The sequence below is a fragment of the Bdellovibrio sp. NC01 genome (assembly GCF_006874625.1).
Classification (GTDB): Bacteria; Bdellovibrionota; Bdellovibrionia; order Bdellovibrionales; family Bdellovibrionaceae; genus Bdellovibrio.
In genome coordinates this window covers 1,978,821-1,999,123 of the sequence record NZ_CP030034.1, presented here as the reverse complement: position 1 = coordinate 1,999,123, position 20,303 = coordinate 1,978,821, and the positions used below count along the sequence as shown (strand labels likewise).

Below are 20,303 nucleotides of genomic sequence, written 5' to 3'. Positions count from 1 at the left end.
ACAGGTATCTTACCAGGAGTTTGAAACAATGATGAGAGTTTTATTGCTTTCTTTGGTTCTAGGTCTTTCTTTCACAGCCAACTTCGCAAAAGCCAATCCAAACTCAAATCCTTGGATGCGCACATGCCGTATCGACCAAGGTATTTTCTATGGTTTGACGACACAGGCTTCTCAGGATGGTTACTTGTGGATGTGCTTCTTTAATGACTCTCCGATCGGTGCTGAAGAATTCTTCCTTTTCAAAACAAACCAAGGTGAATCAATGGCGATTGAGGCTTACCGCAATCATTCTTTGCCAGCGGGTTATAACTGCGAATCTATCGGTGCTGAAACAGTTCCAGCACGTAACGATAGCGGCAAGATCTACAATATCTGCAGATTTGCGGATGCTTCGTTGATGGATGTGAAGGTTTTGCAAGCGGGCCCGGGCGCTCCTCAAAACAAGAAGTTGGACCTTGCTCTTTCAGCTACGTACTAATTATTTTTTCGCAGTGTCAGTCTCTTGCAGGGTATACATGCAAGAGCTGGCATCTTTGACAACGCCATCTTCAAAGTGCAGATCGCGTTTTGTATAGCCTAAAGTCACATGCGGATAAAATGACTCAGCATTGAAGTCCGAAGCATTGCCACCGCGTTTGACGTAAAGATCTTGAATCGCTTTTCTAATCTCAAACAATTGATCCGAGTGAACAACAACGAAGTAAGTTTCTTCGTCCTTGTGATTCACCTTGGCTGTCCCTTTACCGACACAAACCTTTTGGTAGTGGGCATCCTGAATATTCATCTTTTCAGCTAGATCGTGAATTTCTTTAATTGAAATTTTCTTTTTAAGTTTTGTGTATTCAATTGGATTCACAACAGTGATGTGCGCTTCACCGCGATTGATCAAATGAAGACCGTTTTTCTTTTCCAAGCTTGTGCGAATTTGTTCGTAGTGGGAATACGGAAGATTCATTGCTAAGTAGGACTTAAATTCTGCTTTGTCTTCATGGCGAATGAAAGGAGCTGTTTCAGCGGAAGCGACACCACGTTTTTGTGCTTTGGGAATTTCTAAAGAACTTAAGCCCGTTGACTTTTGAGTAGCGCACGAAGTCAGTAAAGCACAGATGAAAACGCAATGAATGGCACGCACAGCAAACCCCCGATTTATTGACTTAAACAGGTCCAGCTTTTAGCCTACACACACTATGAAAAAAGTGAAAGTCCTTCTTACGTTTTTGTTTAGCTTTTCGGTCGTTTTCGCGACCACATCTTGTAAGTCAAAAGACGCTAAATTAGGCGCTCCGGCTCCGGCAGCAGCTCCAACGACGTCTCAATTTGGGAATGAACCAAACAACCTCATTGGTGAAATGCATCAACTGACGTTCGTGGGTTCTAAATCAGGTGAAGGCTACTTCAGTCCAGACGGCAAGCACATGATCTTCCAATCAGAGCGCGAACCCGGCAATCCGTTCTATCAAATGTTTGTGATGAACCTTGAAAATGGTCAAACGACGCGCGTATCTCCTGGTCAGGGGAAGACAACATGTGGTTGGATTCATCCGTCGATGAAAAAAGTGATGTTCTCGTCAACTCACTTAGATCCACTCACTAAAAAGAAAACGACTGAGGAAATCGATAATCGTAAAAAAGCTGTGAAAGCTCGTTACTCATGGAGCTTTGACGAAAATTACGACATCTTTGAAAGTGATTTGAATGGCGGTCATTTGAAACGCCTGACAAAAGAAAAAGGCTATGATGCTGAGGGTTCTTACTCTCCAGATGGTCAGTGGATTGCCTTTGCATCAAATCGTGCAGGTTATACTGAAAAACTAGAAGGCGAAGATAAGAAGTTCTTTGAGCAAGACCCTTCCTACATGATGGACATTTATATCATGAAGGCTGATGGGACTCAGGTAAAACGTCTGACGACTTCAAAAGGTTATGACGGCGGACCATTCTTTAGTGCGGATGGTAAAAAGATCACGTGGCGTCGTTTCGCTCCAAATGGTGCGACGGCAGAAATCTACACAATGAATGTCGATGGCTCTGAGCAAAAAGAGATCACACATTTAAAAGCCATGTCATGGGCGCCGTTCTTTCATCCGTCAGGCGATTACATTATCTTTGGCTCAAGCGTTTTGGGATACTCGAACTTTGAATTGTTCATTGTCGACAGCGCTGGCAAACACGATCCAGTTCGTGTGACGTTCATGGATGATTTTGATGGTCTTCCAGTATTTACTCCAGATGGCAATCACTTGTCGTGGACTCATCGCAATCAAAAAGGCGATTCACAGATCATGATGGCAAAATGGGATGATGTTCAAGCGCGTAAGCTTTTGAACTTACCGCCAGCCGATCCTGCAGCTAAGGGTGTGTTGTCGCCATCCGTGAATGTTGATGACGTAAAAAAATGGATTCATTATCTAGCGTCTGAACAATTTGGGGGCCGCGCGACTGGCAGCGAGCAAGAAAAGATCTATGCCGATAAATTCGTGCAACTCTTTAAGTCCTGGGGATTGGTCGGGGGAGCCAAAGATGGAAGCTTCTTTGATACTTTCGAATTTACTTCAGGTGTAAGTCTTGGTTCTAACACTTCACTTGAGGTTGTTGGTTCATTTAAAAAGAAATACGTTCTTTCTAAAGATTTCGAACCGCTTTCATTCTCAAAAGTGGGTGTTGTTCGTGAAGCGCCGATTGTTTTTGCTGGTTACGGCATTAAAGCGCCGGCATCAGATAAAGAAGCGGCTTACGATTCTTATCACGGTCTAGACGTTAAAGGTAAATGGGTTATGGTCCTAACGGATCTACCAACGGATGTGGCACCTGCTCGTCGTCAGTATTTGAATTTGTATTCACGACTGCAACATAAGTTAACGGTGGCTAAAAACGAAGGCGCTGTGGGTGTGGTCGTTGTTAATGGTCCTTTAAGTGGTCTGAGTGATAAATTCGGTAAAGTTAAATTTGAAGGTTCGCTATCGGATAGCAGCTTAGCAGTTCTTCGTCTTTCGACAAATTCTGCGATGGAGCTAGTAAAATACGCATGGAAAGACCTTTCTGTTATCCAAAGAGATTTAGACAAAGGCGAACAAGTGGAAGGCTTCACAATTCCTTCTACTTACATGAAGGCCGATGTGGATCTTCAATTCCAAAAAGCCAAAGGTGTGAATGTCGTTGCAAAACTTGCGGTACATAATTCTAAGTCTGCAATTTTAATCGGTGCTCATGGCGATCACTTAGGTCATGGCGAATTCGGAAGTACGCTTGCGAAAGGTGCGGAACAAGGCAAGGCCCATTTAGGTGCTGATGATAATGCGTCAGGTGTCTCTGGCGTGATGGAACTTGCTCATTATTATTCAGATCTTAAGAAGAACTCTCCAAGCAAATTGAAAAAGGATATTTACTTTGCGATCTGGTCTGGGGAAGAGCTTGGCGATTTAGGTTCAACTCACTTTGCTAAGAACTTGGATAAAAAGAATAATATCGAAGCTTACTTCAACATGGACATGATCGGTCGCTTGAAAGATCGTCTGTTTGTACAAGGTCTAGGTTCGGGTGATAAATGGACCGCGATGGTTGAGAAAATCAATGCAACCCATGACGTGGCTTTAGTTGTTCAAGAAGATCCCTACTTGCCAACGGATTCAATGGCTTTGTATTTGGCAAATGTTCCTACAGTGAATTTGTTCACGGGTTCACATGTGGATTATCATACACCTCGTGATGTGCCGGAATTGATTAACTATGAAGGCATCGTGAAAACTTTGTCTGTACTTCAAGGCTTTGTTGATACTTTGCAGGCAGCCCCTGTTGGTTACGTAAAATATCAAAAAGTCGGCAGTGGTCAGAATAAGTTAGAAGGTCGAACATTCCGCGTTTATTTGGGAACGATCCCAGACTATTCGCAAGAAGGCGTTAAGGGTGTTAAGATTTCGGGTGTTTCAAAAGACAGTCCGTCCGAACAAGCCGGCCTTAAAGAAAACGATGTTATCACCGAGTTTGATGGCACGAAGATCGAAAATCTTTATGATTACGTCTATACGCTGCAAAGTGTGAAACCAAATAAAGAGACTTTGATTAAAGTTCTAAGAAACGGACAAGTGGTCGAGTTAAAGATCACTCCAAAACTTAAAGAGTAGTCTTAAAAATAAAAAAGCCGGTCTTATCAACCGGCTTTTTCTTTTTCTCAGTTTAAACTTTAAAGATTAAAGAGTTAGTTTTGGACAGTTCGCTTTAAGGAACGTCACCAAAGCTTTGTCATCAAACTTGAAGTTGTTATCGCCATCAGACGTATAGTTGAACACGCTGCTGTTTTTAACTTTACAAGTTTTACCAGTTTTATCTGTGAATACAGAAATTCCGTTTTTAGAAGATGTTGGTGCGTGACCTTTTGTGAAGCCACTATCCATCAACAAACCTTGAAACTTAGAAATCTCGACTCCACCTTTGTTTGAATCAGCAACTTCAGAAGCTACTTTAACAGTTGCTTTGTCAGATGATTTCAATTCGGCGTCTTCGTAGTCAAAAGAATAAGTCGTGCCCGTAACGTCAGTGACTTCCAAGCGACGAGCATCATCGTTCCATTTGTAGGATTGAGCTACTGGACGTGGGAACATCATGAACTCACGAGCTCCTGTAAATTCGTCTTCTGGACCGTTACCAAATGAATTGAAGACCATGAATCCACCATCGTTAGTGAACATATAGTCGCGATAAACCAATTCATTTTGTTTAAAGTTATGGATAGAGATATAGCATTTTTTGTTGTCACCAGATGCCATCTGCTGAAGTTGAATGCTACCACGTCTATCGACAACGTCAGGACAGTTCTGCGATGGGGCTTGCTGAGCAAATGAAGTCATTGGAAGAGCAAGTAATAAAATGGAACAAATTCTTTTCATAAGTACCTCGTGATCATTAGCAGAAAACAAACAAAGCCAGATGTCAGCAGGGGAGCGCAGCGGCACAAAAAAATATCCAAATCTGGACTCGATAGTCCCTAACCTTTCATGATTGTATAAGAGTCTCCTTATTGAGTGAGGGACTCTAAGCATGTCCTCTTTTGCTGAAGAATTCAAAAAATACCAACAACGTGAACGATTCCTTACCGGTGGTTTGGTTTTGTTTTCCGTGTTAGCGCCCCTTTCGTTCACATGGCTTTTAGAGCATAAAGTCAGCTGGGCGATTTCTGGTTTAGTGGCGATGGGCTGTTTAGCAACGGCTTCATGGTTGCATTTCGTGCGCACGAAAGTTTCACAAAAGCTTTTGGGAAAATACGAAAAACTTGATGTGGGTTCTGTCCTCGCAAAGAAAATTGCGCCGGTTCGTCCACATCGTTTTGTGATCACTAACAGAGGTTATAATCACTACTATTTGAAGTGCTTGAAAACCGGTGAACAAGTTCTCGTGTCTAAAGACAGAGTTCGCGAAGATTTCGATATTGCAAATTGATTTTCTGTTTTGCCCAAGGGAGCCTGACTTAACGGTGGAGGTTCCCGATGAGACGATTCACGCTGGTGATCGCCCTTATAATTTCGGTTCTTTCTTTCCAGGCACATGCTCAATCAATCGACGCTGGTTATGATGATACCAGCGCTGAGCCTAATTATAAATCCGACTACTCATGCGGTTCTGAATCGCAAATGGGTTTAACTTTCAAATACTGTATTCGCAATGTCGATCGTAGCAAAAATCAGGACATCATCTATTTCTTTCACGGATTAATGGGTAACGAAGAAACATGGTTCACGCAACGCTTTGGCACTGGCATGCTAGAGCGTAAATGGCACTGGCGCGGATATGACCCGACGATTGTGACAGTCTCTTTTGGTGAAGTCTGGTTGTTGGTAAACAATCACCGCTTCCCACTCATTCCGTTTTTCAAAAACAATATTATGCCGTTCCTTGAAAAGAAGGTCGGGGGGCTTGGTAAAGGTAAACGCATGTTGATCGGTCAATCAATGGGGGGATTCAATGCGATCCAAGCTTCGTTGCAATTGCCGAACACATTTTCGAAGGTTGCCTTATTATGCCCGGCCATCACAACGGTCGGACCATTCTCAACACCTGAAGAAATTGCTGCCTACACGGAACGCACTCACGCTGTCCCAAGCAGAGTTAAATTATTGTTGAGCATCTCGCGACAAGTTTTTTTAAATCAAAATGACTGGGACAAACACGATCCGTTGAAGCTTATTGCGCGTTATCGTGCGAAGAAAATGCCGTTCTATGTTTCTACGGGTACGGCTGATGACTTCGGCTTTCAAGAGGGTTCGGAAGTCTATTCTGATTTAGCTAAAAAACTGGGATTTAAATCGACATGGGTGCCTGTTCCTGGTGGGCACTGTAATTTTGATCGTAGGACAACCGCTAATTTCATCATGGGGGAGGCGTTTTAATATGAATGATATGGAACCTCTAAAATCTTATAATCCTGATTTCAAAATCAAAGGCGCCGATATCGATCAAGAAGCATATCGCGAAGAGATTCGTTCCTTAATTGAAAAATTGGTGCGTTATCTTGTCGATGATCCAAGCAGTGTGACGGTTACGACCTATGTCGGCCCGAAAACGACGGTCTATCGTGTGAACTGTGCGAAAGATAATTTGGGTCAGGTTATTGGAGCCCAAGGTAAAACGATTATGGGTCTACGCGCCGTTGTCCACGCAATGACGGCTCGTAATGGGATACGCTCGATCGTAGAAATCCCCGTATAGATTTCCAAGGCATATTCTTATGCAGAACCCGATTTTCAAATCGGGTTTTTGGTGTCATACTACGCAGATGAAATATGATCTGTTCTTATTTGATCTTGATGACACGCTTTTAGATTTTAAAGAGTCTGAACGTCTTTCGTTTTTCTCAAGCATGGAAAAGATGGGATTGAAATCGCTCAATCTTAATTCTATTTACGAGCAATACAAAATCGAAAACTCCGCATTGTGGAAAGCCTTTGAAAAAGGTCAAACCACGAAAGATGCCTTAAAAGTCGAACGCTTTCGTCGCGTTTTTAACGCCAATAATATTGATCTTAATCCAGAAGTAGCCAGTGAAACCTATCTGAATACTCTTCCGCAAACGGTGGTCTTGATTGATTACGCTGTTGAGCTATGCAAATACCTTAGCGATCGCGGAGAGCTTGGGATTATCACGAACGGAATTTCGCACGTACAAACAGAGCGAATTAAAAACTCCGCACTTGCACCTTTTATTAGTTTTGTCAGCGTTTCGGAAGCTTGTGGATACGCGAAGCCAGACGTGCGCTTCTTTGAATACAGCGCCAAGATGGCGAAGAAGTTTTCCAAGGCCTCAAGCCTGGTTGTTGGCGATCGCACTGAAGCCGACATTATGGGGGCGCATGCCTTCGGTGTCGATTCCTGCTGGTTTAATCCCGCGGGGATTCATCATGGCTTAGAGGTTGGTCCTAAGTATCAAATCAAACACCTCAAAGAATTAGAGACAATTTTAAAGTAGTAACTGCGGGCCTAAAATGATTTTGGGCCCTTTTTTTGAGTGTTCACTAGCTGTGAACTTCCGTTTGGCTTTATATCAATCAGCTCTTTTTAATAGAGCTCCAGCATTCAAACTGTCTTAAAATCTTCAATACCTATCAAAAAATTGGAATGCCATTTGCTTTAAAGCTTCACGCAAACGATTTATCGTCAGGCTTAAGGCAGAATCTTTTTTTTATTTATAAGAAGAAGAATGGAGATTTTTATGAAAATATTTTTTATGGGTTTACTAGTTTCTTTATTGGCAGTTCAAGCCCATGCGGCTAAAGAATATATGTGTGTTGATCTTAAAACAGGCGAAGATGCTGGTAAATTTAGTGGTGCAAATGGCGAGATTACCTATTCAAATTTAAGGACATCAACAGATGGTTGGATTTTGACCATCAATGAACGTGGTGAACTTTATAATGCAGATTCGATGGTCCAACACGGAAACCCATATTACGTCGGGTCGATCACTTACGAAAATTTCAAATTACTGGTCAATATCAACGGTCGCAAAATGATTTGCGAATAAAGACAGTTGTCTGCAAATAACTTTGAAGGTCCAGGAATTAAAAATGAAAAGGGGAGTGCACGCTCCCTCTTTTTTTTAGTTGGGCTTTTTGACCCGTTTTGCAATCGTACTGAGTAGATCATTTTTGCTGATTTCAAATACGATATGATGCTGAGTATTTTCCACTTCTTTAAATCCCATGCGACGATGAAAATTTAAAGATTTAGTATTGGTGTGATGGGCGTGACTTTTAATTGTCTCAATCGGGGTATCTTTAAGATGTTGAAAGATCGCATCTAAAAGAGTTGATAGAATTCGCAGATCGTTAAACTTCTTAAGATTGAAACTAATAACAGTGACTTCGGAATTATTAATTTCATACATCGCAAAACCATCAACATGATTCGAGCTTTGGCTGATAACGACATTAGATTCTTTGAAGAACTCCAATTGATCACGCATATGCTGTGGAGTTAAATTCAAACCAACGCTAGCCAAGATAGGAAGAATATTATTACATTCCAATTCAACCAGCTGTTCGAGAATGTCGGGATTCAAATCTTTGATCTTCATAAACCTAAAATTAAAGCAGCAAAGAGGTTGAAATCAAAGGCCGTTTTAAACCCGGGAACTGGGATGTAAATACTTCTGATAAGTTATATTATGTAACAATGAGTATGGATGTGGTTTCAAATATAGGCCGATAACACGTTAATATTGCTGGGTTTTTGTATCAAATTGAAGCTGTTTATGAGTTCCTAGACTTCACACACGCATTCGAGCTGATCTGATTTCGCGCCCGACTATCTTAGTTCAAATTAACGATGAAAAACCCTGTCTTAAACCATGGGTGAACCTTGTTTTTGGCAAGCCTTGAGTTGAACTCTTTAAATAGACCATCTTAAAGCCTACCTTTTTGATGCTTCTTTTGAGGTTCTAAAATTCGAGATTTCGGGACCATCAAATAACCTAGGTTTTCGATGCTTAAAGCGAAGTTTAAATTTGGTCTTTTAAAATCGATATCATTTAAGTATCAAAAAGGTAGCTTTTTAGGTGGTTCTTTTGATGTATTTTTTGGGCTAATTTTAGATCGTTTAAATTGAGATATTTTCTGGCCGAATTTAAGAAACTCAATTTGATTCAGTATTTGAAATTGATCTGAATACGTCATCGAGTTTGAAACAAAATTTAGATTCAACAAATTAGAAATTAAAATCGCGCAGATTAATAATTTTGAAAAATCATTTTCAAAATATATAACTAAAAACTTTCAGATAATAATTCGTGCACAATTTTAAGCTTTAAAATTGATTCCTAAATATCGATTTAAGCGATCATTTAAAATCATATTTTCAACCACGCCAGACACTAGTCCTTCGCCTATATGTCGCATTAAGAGGCAGATCGCAAAAGGCAAGGGGAAGCGGGTGAGTGCAACTCCCCTTGTCTCCCCGTTTATTTTCCATAGCCATAAAGCTTCAGAATTAGATTTCCTTCGCTCGTTTTAATGCCTAATTCACCATAGAATTCATCAACAGATGTCGGCGTGAAATAGACGTCAATCACACAGAATTTCCCAGCAGAAACAGTATCACCGCAATTTGTTTCAGCCTGATAAGTCTCACCTGCGATTGTTATAGAGTTGATATTAAGATCTTTATTCGCCGGCGCATTGATACCCACTTCAAGCATCACAGTTTGACCTACTGGAACTTCACCAAATTCAAGGCTTAGATAGCCGATTTCATGATTTGGATAGACGTTAACTCGCTCTAAAGCAAAGCCTGGCAAAGCCAAAAGATTCACAAATAAAAAAGCTGCGAGCATTTTCATAAAATTCTCCTTTAAAAAAGGGATTTAAATCCCTTAGGGATATTTTAAGAAAGATCGCAACCAGTCTCGATATGTTATTTGAGAGATGATTCCAACATTGCAATCACACCTTTGCAGGTGAAATGCACACCGTCGTTCCAGTATGAAGGTGAACCATCGTCCTGAGAAATTCCAGAGAAGTAATTTTTCACGATTACGCCAGGACCTTGAAGTTTTTCAATATTAGAAATCCACTTCAAATGCCCTTCATAAATCTCAGGATGCTCTGACTTAAGACGACTCATGAATGTCGGATGATATGGTGGAACTACAATCAGAACTTCAACATGACGTTCTTGTAGCCGCTGAATCAAAGTCTGAAAGTTAGCCAGAGCCTCGGGATTCTGTGGCGGCTTAATTGATCCATTCACATAAGATTCATAAAGAAGATCAACTTGGCTGCGAAGACTGGATTCTGTTTCTTTACCCTTGAATTCGGAACTCGCGCAAACAGAGTAGTCGATATCTGCACCCACACCCTGCCCGAGACCCGATGCTGGACCTTGCTTAAGGGCAGCAAATGATGCTTCTGTTGTATTATGATCGATAAGTTGTTGGGCCTCAGTAAGTTTGGCTTTTAAACCCTGATCTTGAAGAAGATTGCCAACGTATTTTTTAAAGACTTGGGTATTCTTAATTTTTGTATCTGCATTCGATGTAATTAATTCGAAATAATCCGCGAACCAAATAACTCGCGTATTTTAGTTTTTTCTAAAGCAAGATCAATGAACGCTTTTTTAGTAATGAATTCCGAACCCGCCGCAGATAAATTTAACGTCTTTAAATTCGATTGTTTCTGCACCCATAGTGGCGATGTTGTTTCGCCACGAGACGATCCTAAGATAACTTGCTCAGTATCCGGATTCATCTCGATCATCTGTGCCACTTGATAATAGCGATTTAAGGTAGAGCGATTCGTACTGATCTCTTTGCAGTAATAACATAAAGGATCGACTGAATAATTAAAGACAGCGATACCACAAAGAAAAACAATCGCAAGGGCGGCTCCTAAAAGAATATTTCTTTTGTAAGGCATGCTCACTCCTAGAATTGGAAATATAAGAATGGCGACTCTTCACCCATGTAAGTGAGACAAATCACGAATAATAGAGCTAAGATAAAGGCATTCTTAAATGAAGGTTTGAATTTGATTTCCCAAGTATTTCTACAGAAAAAGGCCATGATAATACCAAGACCTAAAGCTATTAAGAAACGATCCTTATGTTTCAAAGCGATGTGATAGATCGTCCAAGAATGCTCTGATGTAAATAAGAAGGTTTTCTTAAGCCACAAAGTCGCCACTTTAAAATCTGGCGATCTGAAGAATACCCAGCCTATATTTACCAGCATAAACGTTAAGAATCCGCTGATATACTTGCTACGAATGATATTCCAATTGCGATCTTTAAAAAATCTTTCAATAGCTAGGAAAAAACCATGGAATACGCCCCAAAAAACGTATGTCCAATTAGCGCCATGCCATAGACCGCCGATTGCCATCGTTAATAAGAGGTTTCTGTAAGTTCTAATTTTGCCTTCGCGATTTCCACCAAGAGAAATGTAAAGATAATCCCTTAACCATGAAGAAAGACTGATGTGCCAACGTTGCCAGAATTCAGTGATCGATAATGACTTGTACGGAGAGTTAAAGTTCTGTGGGAATTGAATGTTCATCATTAAACCCAAACCCACAGCCATATCTGAGTAACCACTAAAGTCGAAATAAAGTTGGAACGTATATCCAAACATCGCAAGAATAGCTTCTAGATTTGAAGCACTCTGCATATTGTGAACTAAAGGGTCAACTGCCGCAGCGATAAGATCTGCGATCAACATTTTTTTAGAAAGACCAAAAATAAAGAAATAACATCCGCGCCAGAAGTTATCCGCGTGAAATTTGTACGTCGATTCGCTTTCAAGTTGTGGGATGATTTTATTGTGACGAACTAACGGACCAGAAATTTGGTGCGGAAACAATGTTACGTAGCCAGCGAATGACAAAAGATTCGCGTGAGCATCCGAAGTTCTACGATACACGTCGATCACATAACACATCGACTGGAACGTATAAAAAGAAATACCGATTGGCAGAATTAGATTCAAAGCTGGAAGAGGTCTCTGCCCTGCCCCGATCAATATAGCTAGACCATCCAGAGAATCAGCAAAGAAATTGTAGTACTTGAAAAACCCTAAAATCGTTAAGTTCGCAACGACTGAGATAAGAAGATAAGTTTTGCGCAGTTGTTGTGTCTTAGCGTGGGCAATCGCCCGTGCTATATAGAAATCCAAAATAACCGTGAAGAACAACAGGAATACGTATGTCGTGCTCCAATAGCAATAAAAGACCACGCTAGACAGCAAAAGAAAACACTGCTGATAAAACTTATGGCGGATGAGATAATAGCCTAATAGAGTGATAGGCAAAAAACCGAAGATGAAAATATAAGAATTAAAAAGCATGGTTAAATCACTATCTTAGGTGCCCGTAGGAGTCTACAAATTACGACTTAGTTGCACTGACTTTGACACATATTAGCGATACAAATCCATCGCACCTTTGCAGGTTAAATGAACCCCATCCTTCCAATACTTCAAACTCTGATCGTCCCCTTTAGGACCATCAAATCGGTTCAGAACCTCTATCCCAACTTCCTCTTGAAGCTTGTTTATTCGCTCAATCCACATCATATGATTTTTATAGATCGTCGGATACTCAGATTCTAGGCGGCTTCGAAAGATCGAATGATATGGCAGGATAACAACTTCAACATCAATGCCCTTCGAACGCAATTCCTTCATAAAAGCCTCAAAAGAGCGATAGGCACTTTGCGTTTGTGGTCGATCAATGATTCCATGAACATAGTTATCGAAGAAAACTTCAATATCCGTTTTTAAACCAGCACGACTTTCTGGAAATTTAAAATTCTCTGAAGAGCATTTGGCAATATCGAGATCTGATCCTGCCCCAAGATCATCACTTTTGATATTTGAAGATTTAAACTTTCTAAAAGAAGCTTCAAAAGTGTTGCGATCTAGAAGCTTGGTTGCGCGACTAAAGAAGTCGACCGTTGCTGAGCTATTCTTCCCAAAAACATCTTCGCTAAAAGGAACAAGTGCCTTGGTTTGAAATGTTTCATTGTCGGCCACAATGTCGATAAGCTCAAAGTAGTCTGCATACCAGATCACTTTCTTAATTTGCGCATGGGCTAATGCGAAGCGGATCATTGTTTCTTTAGTTACGACACCTGCAGCAGGAAATGAAAGATTCAGAGTCTTTAAACCGGTTCTCTCGGTCATCCACTGCGGAGAGGTCGTCTCACCTCTTGATGATCCCACAATAATCTGTTGAGCATCTGGGTGATTCAATACAATTTGTGCAAGTTGATAACGACGATTCAAAGTTTTATGACTTAAAGAGATGTTTTCACAATAGCTGCAAAGTGGATCAACGGAAAAATTGAAGCCGACAATAGCTCCTAAAAAGAGAACCACCATACTAAAGAAAATGACAAGAGATCTACCAGAACTCACAGACGGAAATTTCCCAACATTTAGGCAAAATAACCCCTGAGCAGGCTGTTGTCGAGTAGAAGCGCCGGCGTGTCACACCGGCGCCATAGATAAATTAGAAGATTTTCGAACAGAACGGAGCATTCACCGCTTGTTCAGAGAGGTCCTTCATGAACAGAAGGCCGTCCTTTTTAAAGGCTTCTTTTTGTTGGCCAATGATGATCTGGCTGCTGCCATCTGGATTCCAAGAATTCCACTTCGTGAAATCAACACCCGTTTTTGTGCTGATATCTGCGATGAACTCTTTAAAGCGAGTTGAACCGTCTTTGCCGTCAACCATTTCTCTGAATGAACCTTCATGGTAAGCGACGACTTCATCCGGGAATACAACAAGCGGAGCTAACAATTCGATCTCGTTCGCATACATTGAGCTAACATTTGGAATCAAACGACGTGAATCCATTTTTACCACCAGCATGCCGCCACCTGGAACTTTCGTGTCAACGCCTTTCACTTTCTTCATGACCTCGCCACCCAAGAAGCGATTTGCAACGCTTGGGTCGAAAGTGAATGACAAGAATGAAGAGGCTTTCGGATCACGCGCATGAGCTGTAAATTGGTCCGTGATTTTTACGTTCACAACCTTTTCACCAAAGCCCGCTTGACCATCGTCACCGTTTTTCAAACGATTCGTTGAAAGAGAGCGCAAACGACGTGTGTAACTACCTTGGTTTTTCGTCAAGACCGTCGACATGAATGCGAATTTCTCGCCTTTTGCAGTCATTTCACGTTGGATTTTATCCGTTTTATAATCAAGACCACGGAACGCCACTGTTTGTTTTGTTAAATCAGGATGCTCGATCGCTTCTAACCAGTTTTTCCAAGCTTTGTATTCCATCGGCTCCATGATTTGCCAAGGAAGATAAGCTTCAAGCATATCGCGAACGCCTTTACGGTCATTGCGCAAAAGAAGATCATCTAATTTTAAAGCAGCGGCTTCGTATTTTTCCAAAGCGCCTGTCTCAGAACGCCATTTATCTAAAGCTTTCTCTTGTTGGCGCTCGTACTTCGCAGCTTTTTCATTCAACTCAGCAGTTTCTTGAGTCAGCTTTGCGATCTCTTCTTGAACTTGTGCCGCCGCATTGTCGATCGTTGAACCGCCAGACAGCATTTGTGCAACAGCGCCCGCAACGCCATTTGAACTTAAGATTTTTAATTCAATATTTTTTAAACGCGCTTTAGAAACAATACTGCCTTCAGCCGCATTCATATAAGTCTCAACCCAAGAGTGTGGTGATTCAAGAGTACGAATAAATGCACTGTGAGCTGCCATTTCAGCTTGGCTTGATGGATAGCCTACGCCAACCATATGAGTGAGCATCGCCAAAGTCGAAACATTTCTGATCAAAAGCTCAGGATGAGCCAAGCCTTTTTCAGTCACACGCAAAGTGAAGATCACGTTGTTTTCTGTATATGAAGGAACAATCATAGAATCCTGGCCGCCCGGCAAAGAACTTACGATTTCCAAATTCATTTGCGCAGCACCACGAAGACGCGAAAGGTCGGACGCACCAGACGATACGTTTTTATAAGAGTTATTGATTTGATTTTTTAAATTCTCAAGAGCCTTCTTTGTTAATTCACTACGAGAAGGTGCCTGAACAGTTTCAACCGCAGCAGCATCCGCTGAAACCTCAACGGCCGCTGTTGATTTCATTTCTACAGTAGTCGAAGCTTCTTGCGTTTGTTGCGCAGTCGCTGGCTTTTTAAACATCGCCGAAGCAACGGCTTTCGCTGTATCAAGGATTCCAGCGTGCGCCACTGGCGCCGTCATGCTAACCGCAAGGATCACTGCCAAACATGGCATCGTTCTTTTTACAAAAGTACGGCTTCGCATCTCATACCTCCAGAAGTTTCAGTGATTTCGCGGAAACGAACGCCACCGTTTTTATCGATTTCTTTAGTTAAACCTAGTTTTTTCAAAATCTTATTTTCGTACAAAGCGGCCAAGACACGTTTGCTTTCCGAGTTGAACTGAATCGCAGAGCGAGTCTTTTCAACATCATAGTCCTGGATCTCAAGTTTCAAATCTTTACCCATGGCTGCTGCAATTTGTGCGAGTTCTTTTGCGTAAACTTGTTTCGCATCAGCCGCTGTCATTGTTCCGATCATCAATTTTAATTCTAATGTCTTCTTAGGATTCCAAGTTCCATTTAATAACTCATCAGAACCTGTGATCGCGAAGTTCACTTTCACGAATTTCTTAGAAAGCAAATCTGTCGCACCCGAGAACTTTTCAAGTTTATCCATCAATAATTGGCGATCAAATGCCGGTTCCGCTTTAATTAACGCTTCTAACTCTGCATCTGTTTTCAAACCCTTACGAAGAGCCAACTGAGTCAATTGCGCTTTAGAAGTCACGTCGCGAGAAGGTCTTAGAGTATCAATTTTATGATACATTTCTTGAACCGCACGCTCTGCAGAGATCATATCAACATTGCCCACAGGAGCTTTGATTCCATTTTGAATGAACAAGCTTTCAAGAAGTTTCAATTGGCCATTTTTACGTTTACCTGAATCAGCCGCAGCAACCGCCAACGACTCGTGCTCAGAACCTACAACGTCAGACACCAACAAGTAAGGTTGGAAACTTACGCGAGGACCCAAGTTTTCTTTCAAATAACCAGTCTCAAGCTCAACAAGATCGATCTTTGGTTGCCATTTATTGAACCAAGTTTTTGTTTCATCGAACGGCGAAGTCACTTGTCCCAAAGTCATACCCGTTTTTACGAAATCCTTACCGTAAGTCGGAGCTTCAAGGTCTAGCAATTTACCCGCTTGAGTATAAGTTTTAGATGGAGCCACAACGTCGCCCACTTTCAAACCTTTACCGATCAAGCCACCTGCTGTACCGATATAAACCACTTTTTCATGGCCTGAATTGCGAAGTGCACGAGCCACTGGAACAACTTCATCTCCCCACATGTTAGAGATAAATCTCCAGCGCACGATGCGGCCGTCTTTGGTTTCAAGAAGAACGTCTGAAACGTCATGGCTTGGTTGTTCAGAAGTATAAACTTCATAATTGCCAGCCAATGGGTTCGTCATTTTTTCGAATTCAGTTTTAACAACAGAAGCCTTTGTCGTGACAGAGAAATAGCTGCCGGACTCTTTAACGGCTTGGCTTAATTTCGTGATTGGAGCTTTTTCGTTACCAACATCTACTGATGCCGCAGTGTTTGGTTGAAGTTGCGCCATCATACCAGCCATTGTGATCACGTTAGCGATCGCAGATTTCTGACCAATAACCACGACGTCAGCTTTTGGAAGCGTTTTAAACATCTCTAAAAGACGCGCCTCTTGATCACGGTGAACTTGGTTGGCGTTACCATACACACGAACGAAATCATCTTTTAAAGGCACTTTAGATTCGTATTTCAAGATACGCAGTTGCGCGATCAAATGTTTCACGCGGTCATCACCAGAAATACGTGTCATTGCGTAAGAATATTCTTTCGTGCGCGGATCAAAGACTAGGTACATTTTATTATAATTAGCGGCGCGAGTTTTAACTTCAGCAACCACTTCGCGGTCTTCTTGTGAAATGCGTTGGCGGAAGTCACGCTCTGTACCCAAGTGGAATTCAATTGCTTTGCCAGTTAAAGCTGCATCCCAGAACAAGGCGCGAGTCGTTTTTTCAGAAATATAGCGCTCAGAATCCAAAAGGATCGCTTTGCCATCTACATTTGGAATAGAACGTTTTGCATATTTAATTTCATGAGCATTCACGTCTGAAACAGACGCTTCTTTTTTCAAAGTGATTTCGTCAGCTTTGAAACCTTCCATCAATTTCTTGCGGAAGAAGTTATAGTTCCACTCAATATCTTTTAAAGTCAGGTTTTTGAATTCAGGAAACTTTTCTTGAAGAGTGATCAAGATCAACTCATTCCATTTCTCTGTATTATTCAAATCTTGAGTAGAGAAATTTTTAGCTGTGTATTCTTCAGGGCGAATCTGACGAATAGCCTCAGCTGCTTTGGCTTGATTATGTTCCATCAAATAGTCAGCAAGACCATCAGAATAGAAATCCAAACGATCGACAGCCAAAAGGTAATTTAGCTTATTTAGTTGTTGCTGGTGCTCGGCAGTTAGACCTGCATGAGCGTAAGGGACGGCTCCCCCACCAGTAGCAATTAGAAAAGCAATTAACAGAGTATAGATCTTTCGCATAGTAAATCACCTCAGATACTTAACTATGCAAAACGTGGGAACAGCGATAAGTGATTGAAAAAAGGCCTTTTCTCAGAGTGAGAAAGGCCCTATTGCGTGATTTGTTACTCTGGTGGCAACAGATCAGACGTCTCAGAGTGAGACTATTCAGCAGTCCATTCTTTAAAACCAAGTTTCAAAGCGGCATCTAGATCTTTACGATCAATTTCATAGACGTTTGAAAATCCAGTCGGAGTTCCGCAAAGCTGAATTCTCATCATGCCGTCATTTTTATTTTCGCTCGAATAAACCTTAATACCTTTCAGGTCTTTCTCCATATCTGAGACAGAGATTTTTTTACCCTGACCACATTGAAGAGAACCATCTGGTTTGTGAACTTTCACACGGTCTGCAGAAGATGTTTTTTCCACGATCGCCGCTCCTGATTTATTTTCACGTTTGTTTTCGCCACAATTTGCATGCGAACAAGCTGTTAAAGCAAAACCCATCGCAAGCATTAAAGAAAGAAGTTTCATGTTGTCCTGCTCCTGCTACTCGATGAAATAGTCTTTTTTAACCCAGCCAGCGTTGATCGAATAAAGATTCGCTTCGCCGGAAATAAAGTACACACGATTGTTTTTCTCATCCACTTGGGGAGAAGAAAGAATACCGCGACCAGGTTCCATTTCGCCAAGTGCTTTACCTGTATTCATATCAAGGAACACCAAGCGACCTTGCGATTCACCGAAAGTCACAATGCCTTTAAAGACTTTAATTTGAGTCGGAATGCCTTCTTTTAACTTGTACGACCAAAGCTTTTCGCCATTCGCTTTCGCTAAGGCCTGAACTTCGCCAGTACTTGTAGGGTAGAAAAGTTTATCCCCAAATAAAGTGACGCCACTGTAACCACCGCCATCAATACGCCATACAACTTCACCTTTAGCCGCGGAAACGCAGTAAAGCTTGTCGTCATAACCAGAGATATAAATCAAATCACCATCAACCACCGGAGTCGCATCGATATCACGGAAGCGTTTGTTGCGATTCAGTTGTAATTCCCAGACCACATTCCCCGTCTTCGCATTCAGCGCGACCAAAGAACCGTCCGAGAAACCTACGTAAAGGTTGCCATCTTTAAGCGCCGCTTTGCTGCCGCCACGAATAGAGAACTGCGAAGTGTCCTGACGTGAATACAACCACAACTGTTTGCCAGTTGCTGCATCCAAAGCGTAAAACACGTTACTGCCAGACAAGAAGTAAACGACACCTTCATCAAGAAGGGGCTCTGACAAGTTTTCTGTTTTCGTAGGGAAAGTCCACTGCACGCGACCTGTGCTGGCTTCAACGGAATAGAAGTTGCCATCGCTTGCACCAAAGAACAAACGATCACGAATGATCGTTGCGCTTGGTTCAACACCATTAACAACTGGCAAACGCCATTTCAAATCACCGTTATCACGACTGTAAGCAGAGATACCATCAAGACCGTTACCTTGAATCACAAGGTCGCCCACCAAAAGTGGTGTCATACGGTTGATCTTACGGAAACCAAGATTTTCTTTTTCAGTTGTAGAACGAACCCATGCCGTTTTCACTTCAAAGGTTCTTTTATTATTGCGAGAGCTCCAGTTCTCCATTGTGGAGTTAAATGAAGAGCACCCGACTAAAGTTAACAACAAAGGCCAAAGAGTTTGAATTTTCATTCATACCTTCTTCTGCCCCAGCTCTAAGTGCCAGGGCTTTAAGACAAACTAAAGGCTCTTTTTAGCCTTCAACAAACGAAGATATTTGCTAGCTTCACGAACAGCCGCAACATCCGTAGGCGCTTCTGAATTTTCTTTCTTCGCTACTTCTGTGTAAAGTTGTTCTGCTTTTGCAGAGTCATTCATTGCTTCATAGCATAGACCCATACGAAGTTTCGCTTCATCGTGAGCAAATTGGAAAGCTTTTGAATCAGCGATCTTTTGGTAAGAATCAACTGCGGCTTTGCAATCACCTTTATCAGCTTGAACGTTACCTGTTTGCAGAAGGATCAAAGCACTTGTTGCATCTGACTTATTCAAACCTTTTTCAACTTTTTGCAAAGTCGCCAAAGCTTCTTCAGGTTTTTTGTATTCGATGTAGATCGCGCTTAGATTCAAAGCGGCCATTTGAGCAGCTTTTGTCTTAGGACCATCGTTGATCAAAGCTTCAAAGCCAGGAACTACAGTGCCGTAGTCTTTTTGTAGATCGCCAGTTGCTTTTTTAGAAGGATCAACAGCTGGAACTTTTTTATCTTTAGATTGAGCCGCCATCATCTCTGCACGAGAAGCTTCTTCAAAACCACGTTTTTTATCGTTGTAGGCTTTTTCAACAAGGAAGTATTTCTCTTGAACTTCAGTTTCTTTTTTCTCTGAAAGATAACCGCTGATAGAGATGCCACCACCGATAACAACGAAGATAGCAATTGCGCCAACAACTAGTTTTGAATGCGTTGTTGTCCAAACAAAGCCTTCGCGCAAAGTTTTTGTGACCTGATCTGGTGATTTCAAATCTTCTTTAGAAAGTTTCGTGCTCAAGATAATTCCTCGCTGTTAATAAATACTTACAAGCGACAATTGTTCTTTACTGCGCCGACCTTAGTCAAGAAAGCGCCTCACGAAACCAGAGATATTACGCACTGAGTTTATAAATAAAAAAGGCCAGCACGAAGCCAGCCTTTTTTATTACTTTTTCGCTATGA

20 protein-coding genes are annotated in these 20,303 nt (G+C 41.6%); 7 read left to right on the top strand and 13 right to left on the bottom strand.

Annotation, left to right across the window (positions count from 1 at the left end):
- The first annotated feature begins 28 nt into the window (after positions 1–28).
- Positions 29–478 carry a hypothetical protein gene (locus tag DOE51_RS09650; protein ID WP_142696363.1) on the top strand — a complete coding sequence of 150 codons (450 nt, stop codon included), beginning with the start codon at positions 29–31 and terminating at the stop codon, positions 476–478.
- On the opposite strand, the gene DOE51_RS09645 is transcribed toward DOE51_RS09650, so the two are convergent.
- Positions 479–1,132 (bottom strand): 2'-5' RNA ligase family protein, encoded by a 654-nt coding sequence (locus DOE51_RS09645; protein WP_142696362.1) that lies wholly within the window; start codon positions 1,130–1,132, stop codon positions 479–481. It lies immediately after the preceding gene.
- A 55-nt stretch (positions 1,133–1,187) separates the two neighbouring features.
- On the opposite strand from DOE51_RS09645, the gene DOE51_RS09640 reads away from it, so the two are divergent.
- Positions 1,188–4,121, top strand: coding sequence for a M28 family peptidase (locus tag DOE51_RS09640; protein WP_142696361.1), 2,934 nt, complete (start codon positions 1,188–1,190; stop codon positions 4,119–4,121).
- A gap of 66 nt (positions 4,122–4,187) precedes the next feature.
- Here DOE51_RS09640 and DOE51_RS09635 read toward each other — a convergent pair whose 3' ends face one another.
- Entirely contained in the window at positions 4,188–4,883 is a 696-nt protein-coding gene (locus DOE51_RS09635) for a hypothetical protein (RefSeq protein WP_142696360.1), read from the bottom strand.
- Positions 4,884–5,034: 151 nt separating this feature from the next.
- Between DOE51_RS09635 and DOE51_RS09630 the strand changes: the two genes are divergently transcribed.
- From DOE51_RS09630 to DOE51_RS09610, 5 genes are all read left to right on the top strand, one after another.
- Positions 5,035–5,433, top strand: coding sequence for a hypothetical protein (locus tag DOE51_RS09630; RefSeq protein WP_142696358.1), 399 nt, complete (start codon positions 5,035–5,037; stop codon positions 5,431–5,433).
- A 47-nt stretch (positions 5,434–5,480) separates the two neighbouring features.
- Positions 5,481–6,380, top strand: a complete 900-nt coding sequence (locus DOE51_RS09625; protein ID WP_142696356.1) for an alpha/beta hydrolase-fold protein — start codon at positions 5,481–5,483, stop codon at positions 6,378–6,380.
- 10 nt (positions 6,381–6,390) lie between these two features.
- Positions 6,391–6,699: a KH domain-containing protein gene (locus tag DOE51_RS09620; protein ID WP_246845017.1), complete on the top strand. Its 309-nt coding sequence runs from the start codon at positions 6,391–6,393 to the stop codon at positions 6,697–6,699.
- Between the two features lie 67 nt (positions 6,700–6,766).
- Complete coding sequence (locus DOE51_RS09615) at positions 6,767–7,456, top strand: YjjG family noncanonical pyrimidine nucleotidase (RefSeq protein WP_142696353.1); 690 nt, start codon at positions 6,767–6,769, stop codon at positions 7,454–7,456.
- A 243-nt stretch (positions 7,457–7,699) separates the two neighbouring features.
- Entirely contained in the window at positions 7,700–8,011 is a 312-nt protein-coding gene (locus DOE51_RS09610; protein WP_142696351.1) for a hypothetical protein, read from the top strand.
- Between the two features lie 75 nt (positions 8,012–8,086).
- Here DOE51_RS09610 and DOE51_RS09605 read toward each other — a convergent pair whose 3' ends face one another.
- From DOE51_RS09605 to DOE51_RS09555, 11 genes are all read right to left on the bottom strand, one after another.
- Positions 8,087–8,563, bottom strand: coding sequence for a GNAT family N-acetyltransferase (locus tag DOE51_RS09605; protein ID WP_142696349.1), 477 nt, complete (start codon positions 8,561–8,563; stop codon positions 8,087–8,089).
- 882 nt (positions 8,564–9,445) lie between these two features.
- The gene (locus DOE51_RS09600; protein WP_142696348.1) at positions 9,446–9,823 is read right to left on the bottom strand and encodes a hypothetical protein; all 378 of its coding nucleotides are present in this window, start codon (positions 9,821–9,823) and stop codon (positions 9,446–9,448) included.
- 74 nt (positions 9,824–9,897) lie between these two features.
- Entirely contained in the window at positions 9,898–10,338 is a 441-nt protein-coding gene (locus tag DOE51_RS09595; protein WP_142696346.1) for an SGNH/GDSL hydrolase family protein, read from the bottom strand.
- A 185-nt stretch (positions 10,339–10,523) separates the two neighbouring features.
- Complete coding sequence (locus DOE51_RS09590) at positions 10,524–10,898, bottom strand: hypothetical protein (protein ID WP_142696343.1); 375 nt, start codon at positions 10,896–10,898, stop codon at positions 10,524–10,526.
- Between the two features lie 8 nt (positions 10,899–10,906).
- Positions 10,907–12,322: an MBOAT family protein gene (locus DOE51_RS09585; RefSeq protein ID WP_142696341.1), complete on the bottom strand. Its 1,416-nt coding sequence runs from the start codon at positions 12,320–12,322 to the stop codon at positions 10,907–10,909.
- A gap of 72 nt (positions 12,323–12,394) precedes the next feature.
- Complete coding sequence (locus DOE51_RS09580) at positions 12,395–13,393, bottom strand: hypothetical protein (protein WP_142696339.1); 999 nt, start codon at positions 13,391–13,393, stop codon at positions 12,395–12,397.
- Positions 13,394–13,487: 94 nt separating this feature from the next.
- Positions 13,488–15,269: a hypothetical protein gene (locus DOE51_RS09575; RefSeq protein ID WP_142696337.1), complete on the bottom strand. Its 1,782-nt coding sequence runs from the start codon at positions 15,267–15,269 to the stop codon at positions 13,488–13,490.
- Positions 15,248–17,602, bottom strand: a complete 2,355-nt coding sequence (locus DOE51_RS09570) for a hypothetical protein (RefSeq protein WP_142696335.1) — start codon at positions 17,600–17,602, stop codon at positions 15,248–15,250. The genes DOE51_RS09575 and DOE51_RS09570 overlap by 22 nt, the downstream gene beginning before the upstream one ends.
- Positions 17,603–17,745: 143 nt before the next feature.
- Complete coding sequence (locus DOE51_RS09565; RefSeq protein WP_142696333.1) at positions 17,746–18,117, bottom strand: hypothetical protein; 372 nt, start codon at positions 18,115–18,117, stop codon at positions 17,746–17,748.
- A gap of 15 nt (positions 18,118–18,132) precedes the next feature.
- Positions 18,133–19,284 carry a PQQ-binding-like beta-propeller repeat protein gene (locus DOE51_RS09560; protein WP_142696331.1) on the bottom strand — a complete coding sequence of 384 codons (1,152 nt, stop codon included), beginning with the start codon at positions 19,282–19,284 and terminating at the stop codon, positions 18,133–18,135.
- A gap of 48 nt (positions 19,285–19,332) precedes the next feature.
- On the bottom strand, positions 19,333–20,139 hold the full coding sequence (locus tag DOE51_RS09555; protein WP_142696329.1) for a tetratricopeptide repeat protein: 807 nt from the start codon (positions 20,137–20,139) through the stop codon (positions 19,333–19,335).
- Positions 20,140–20,303 lie beyond the last annotated feature (164 nt).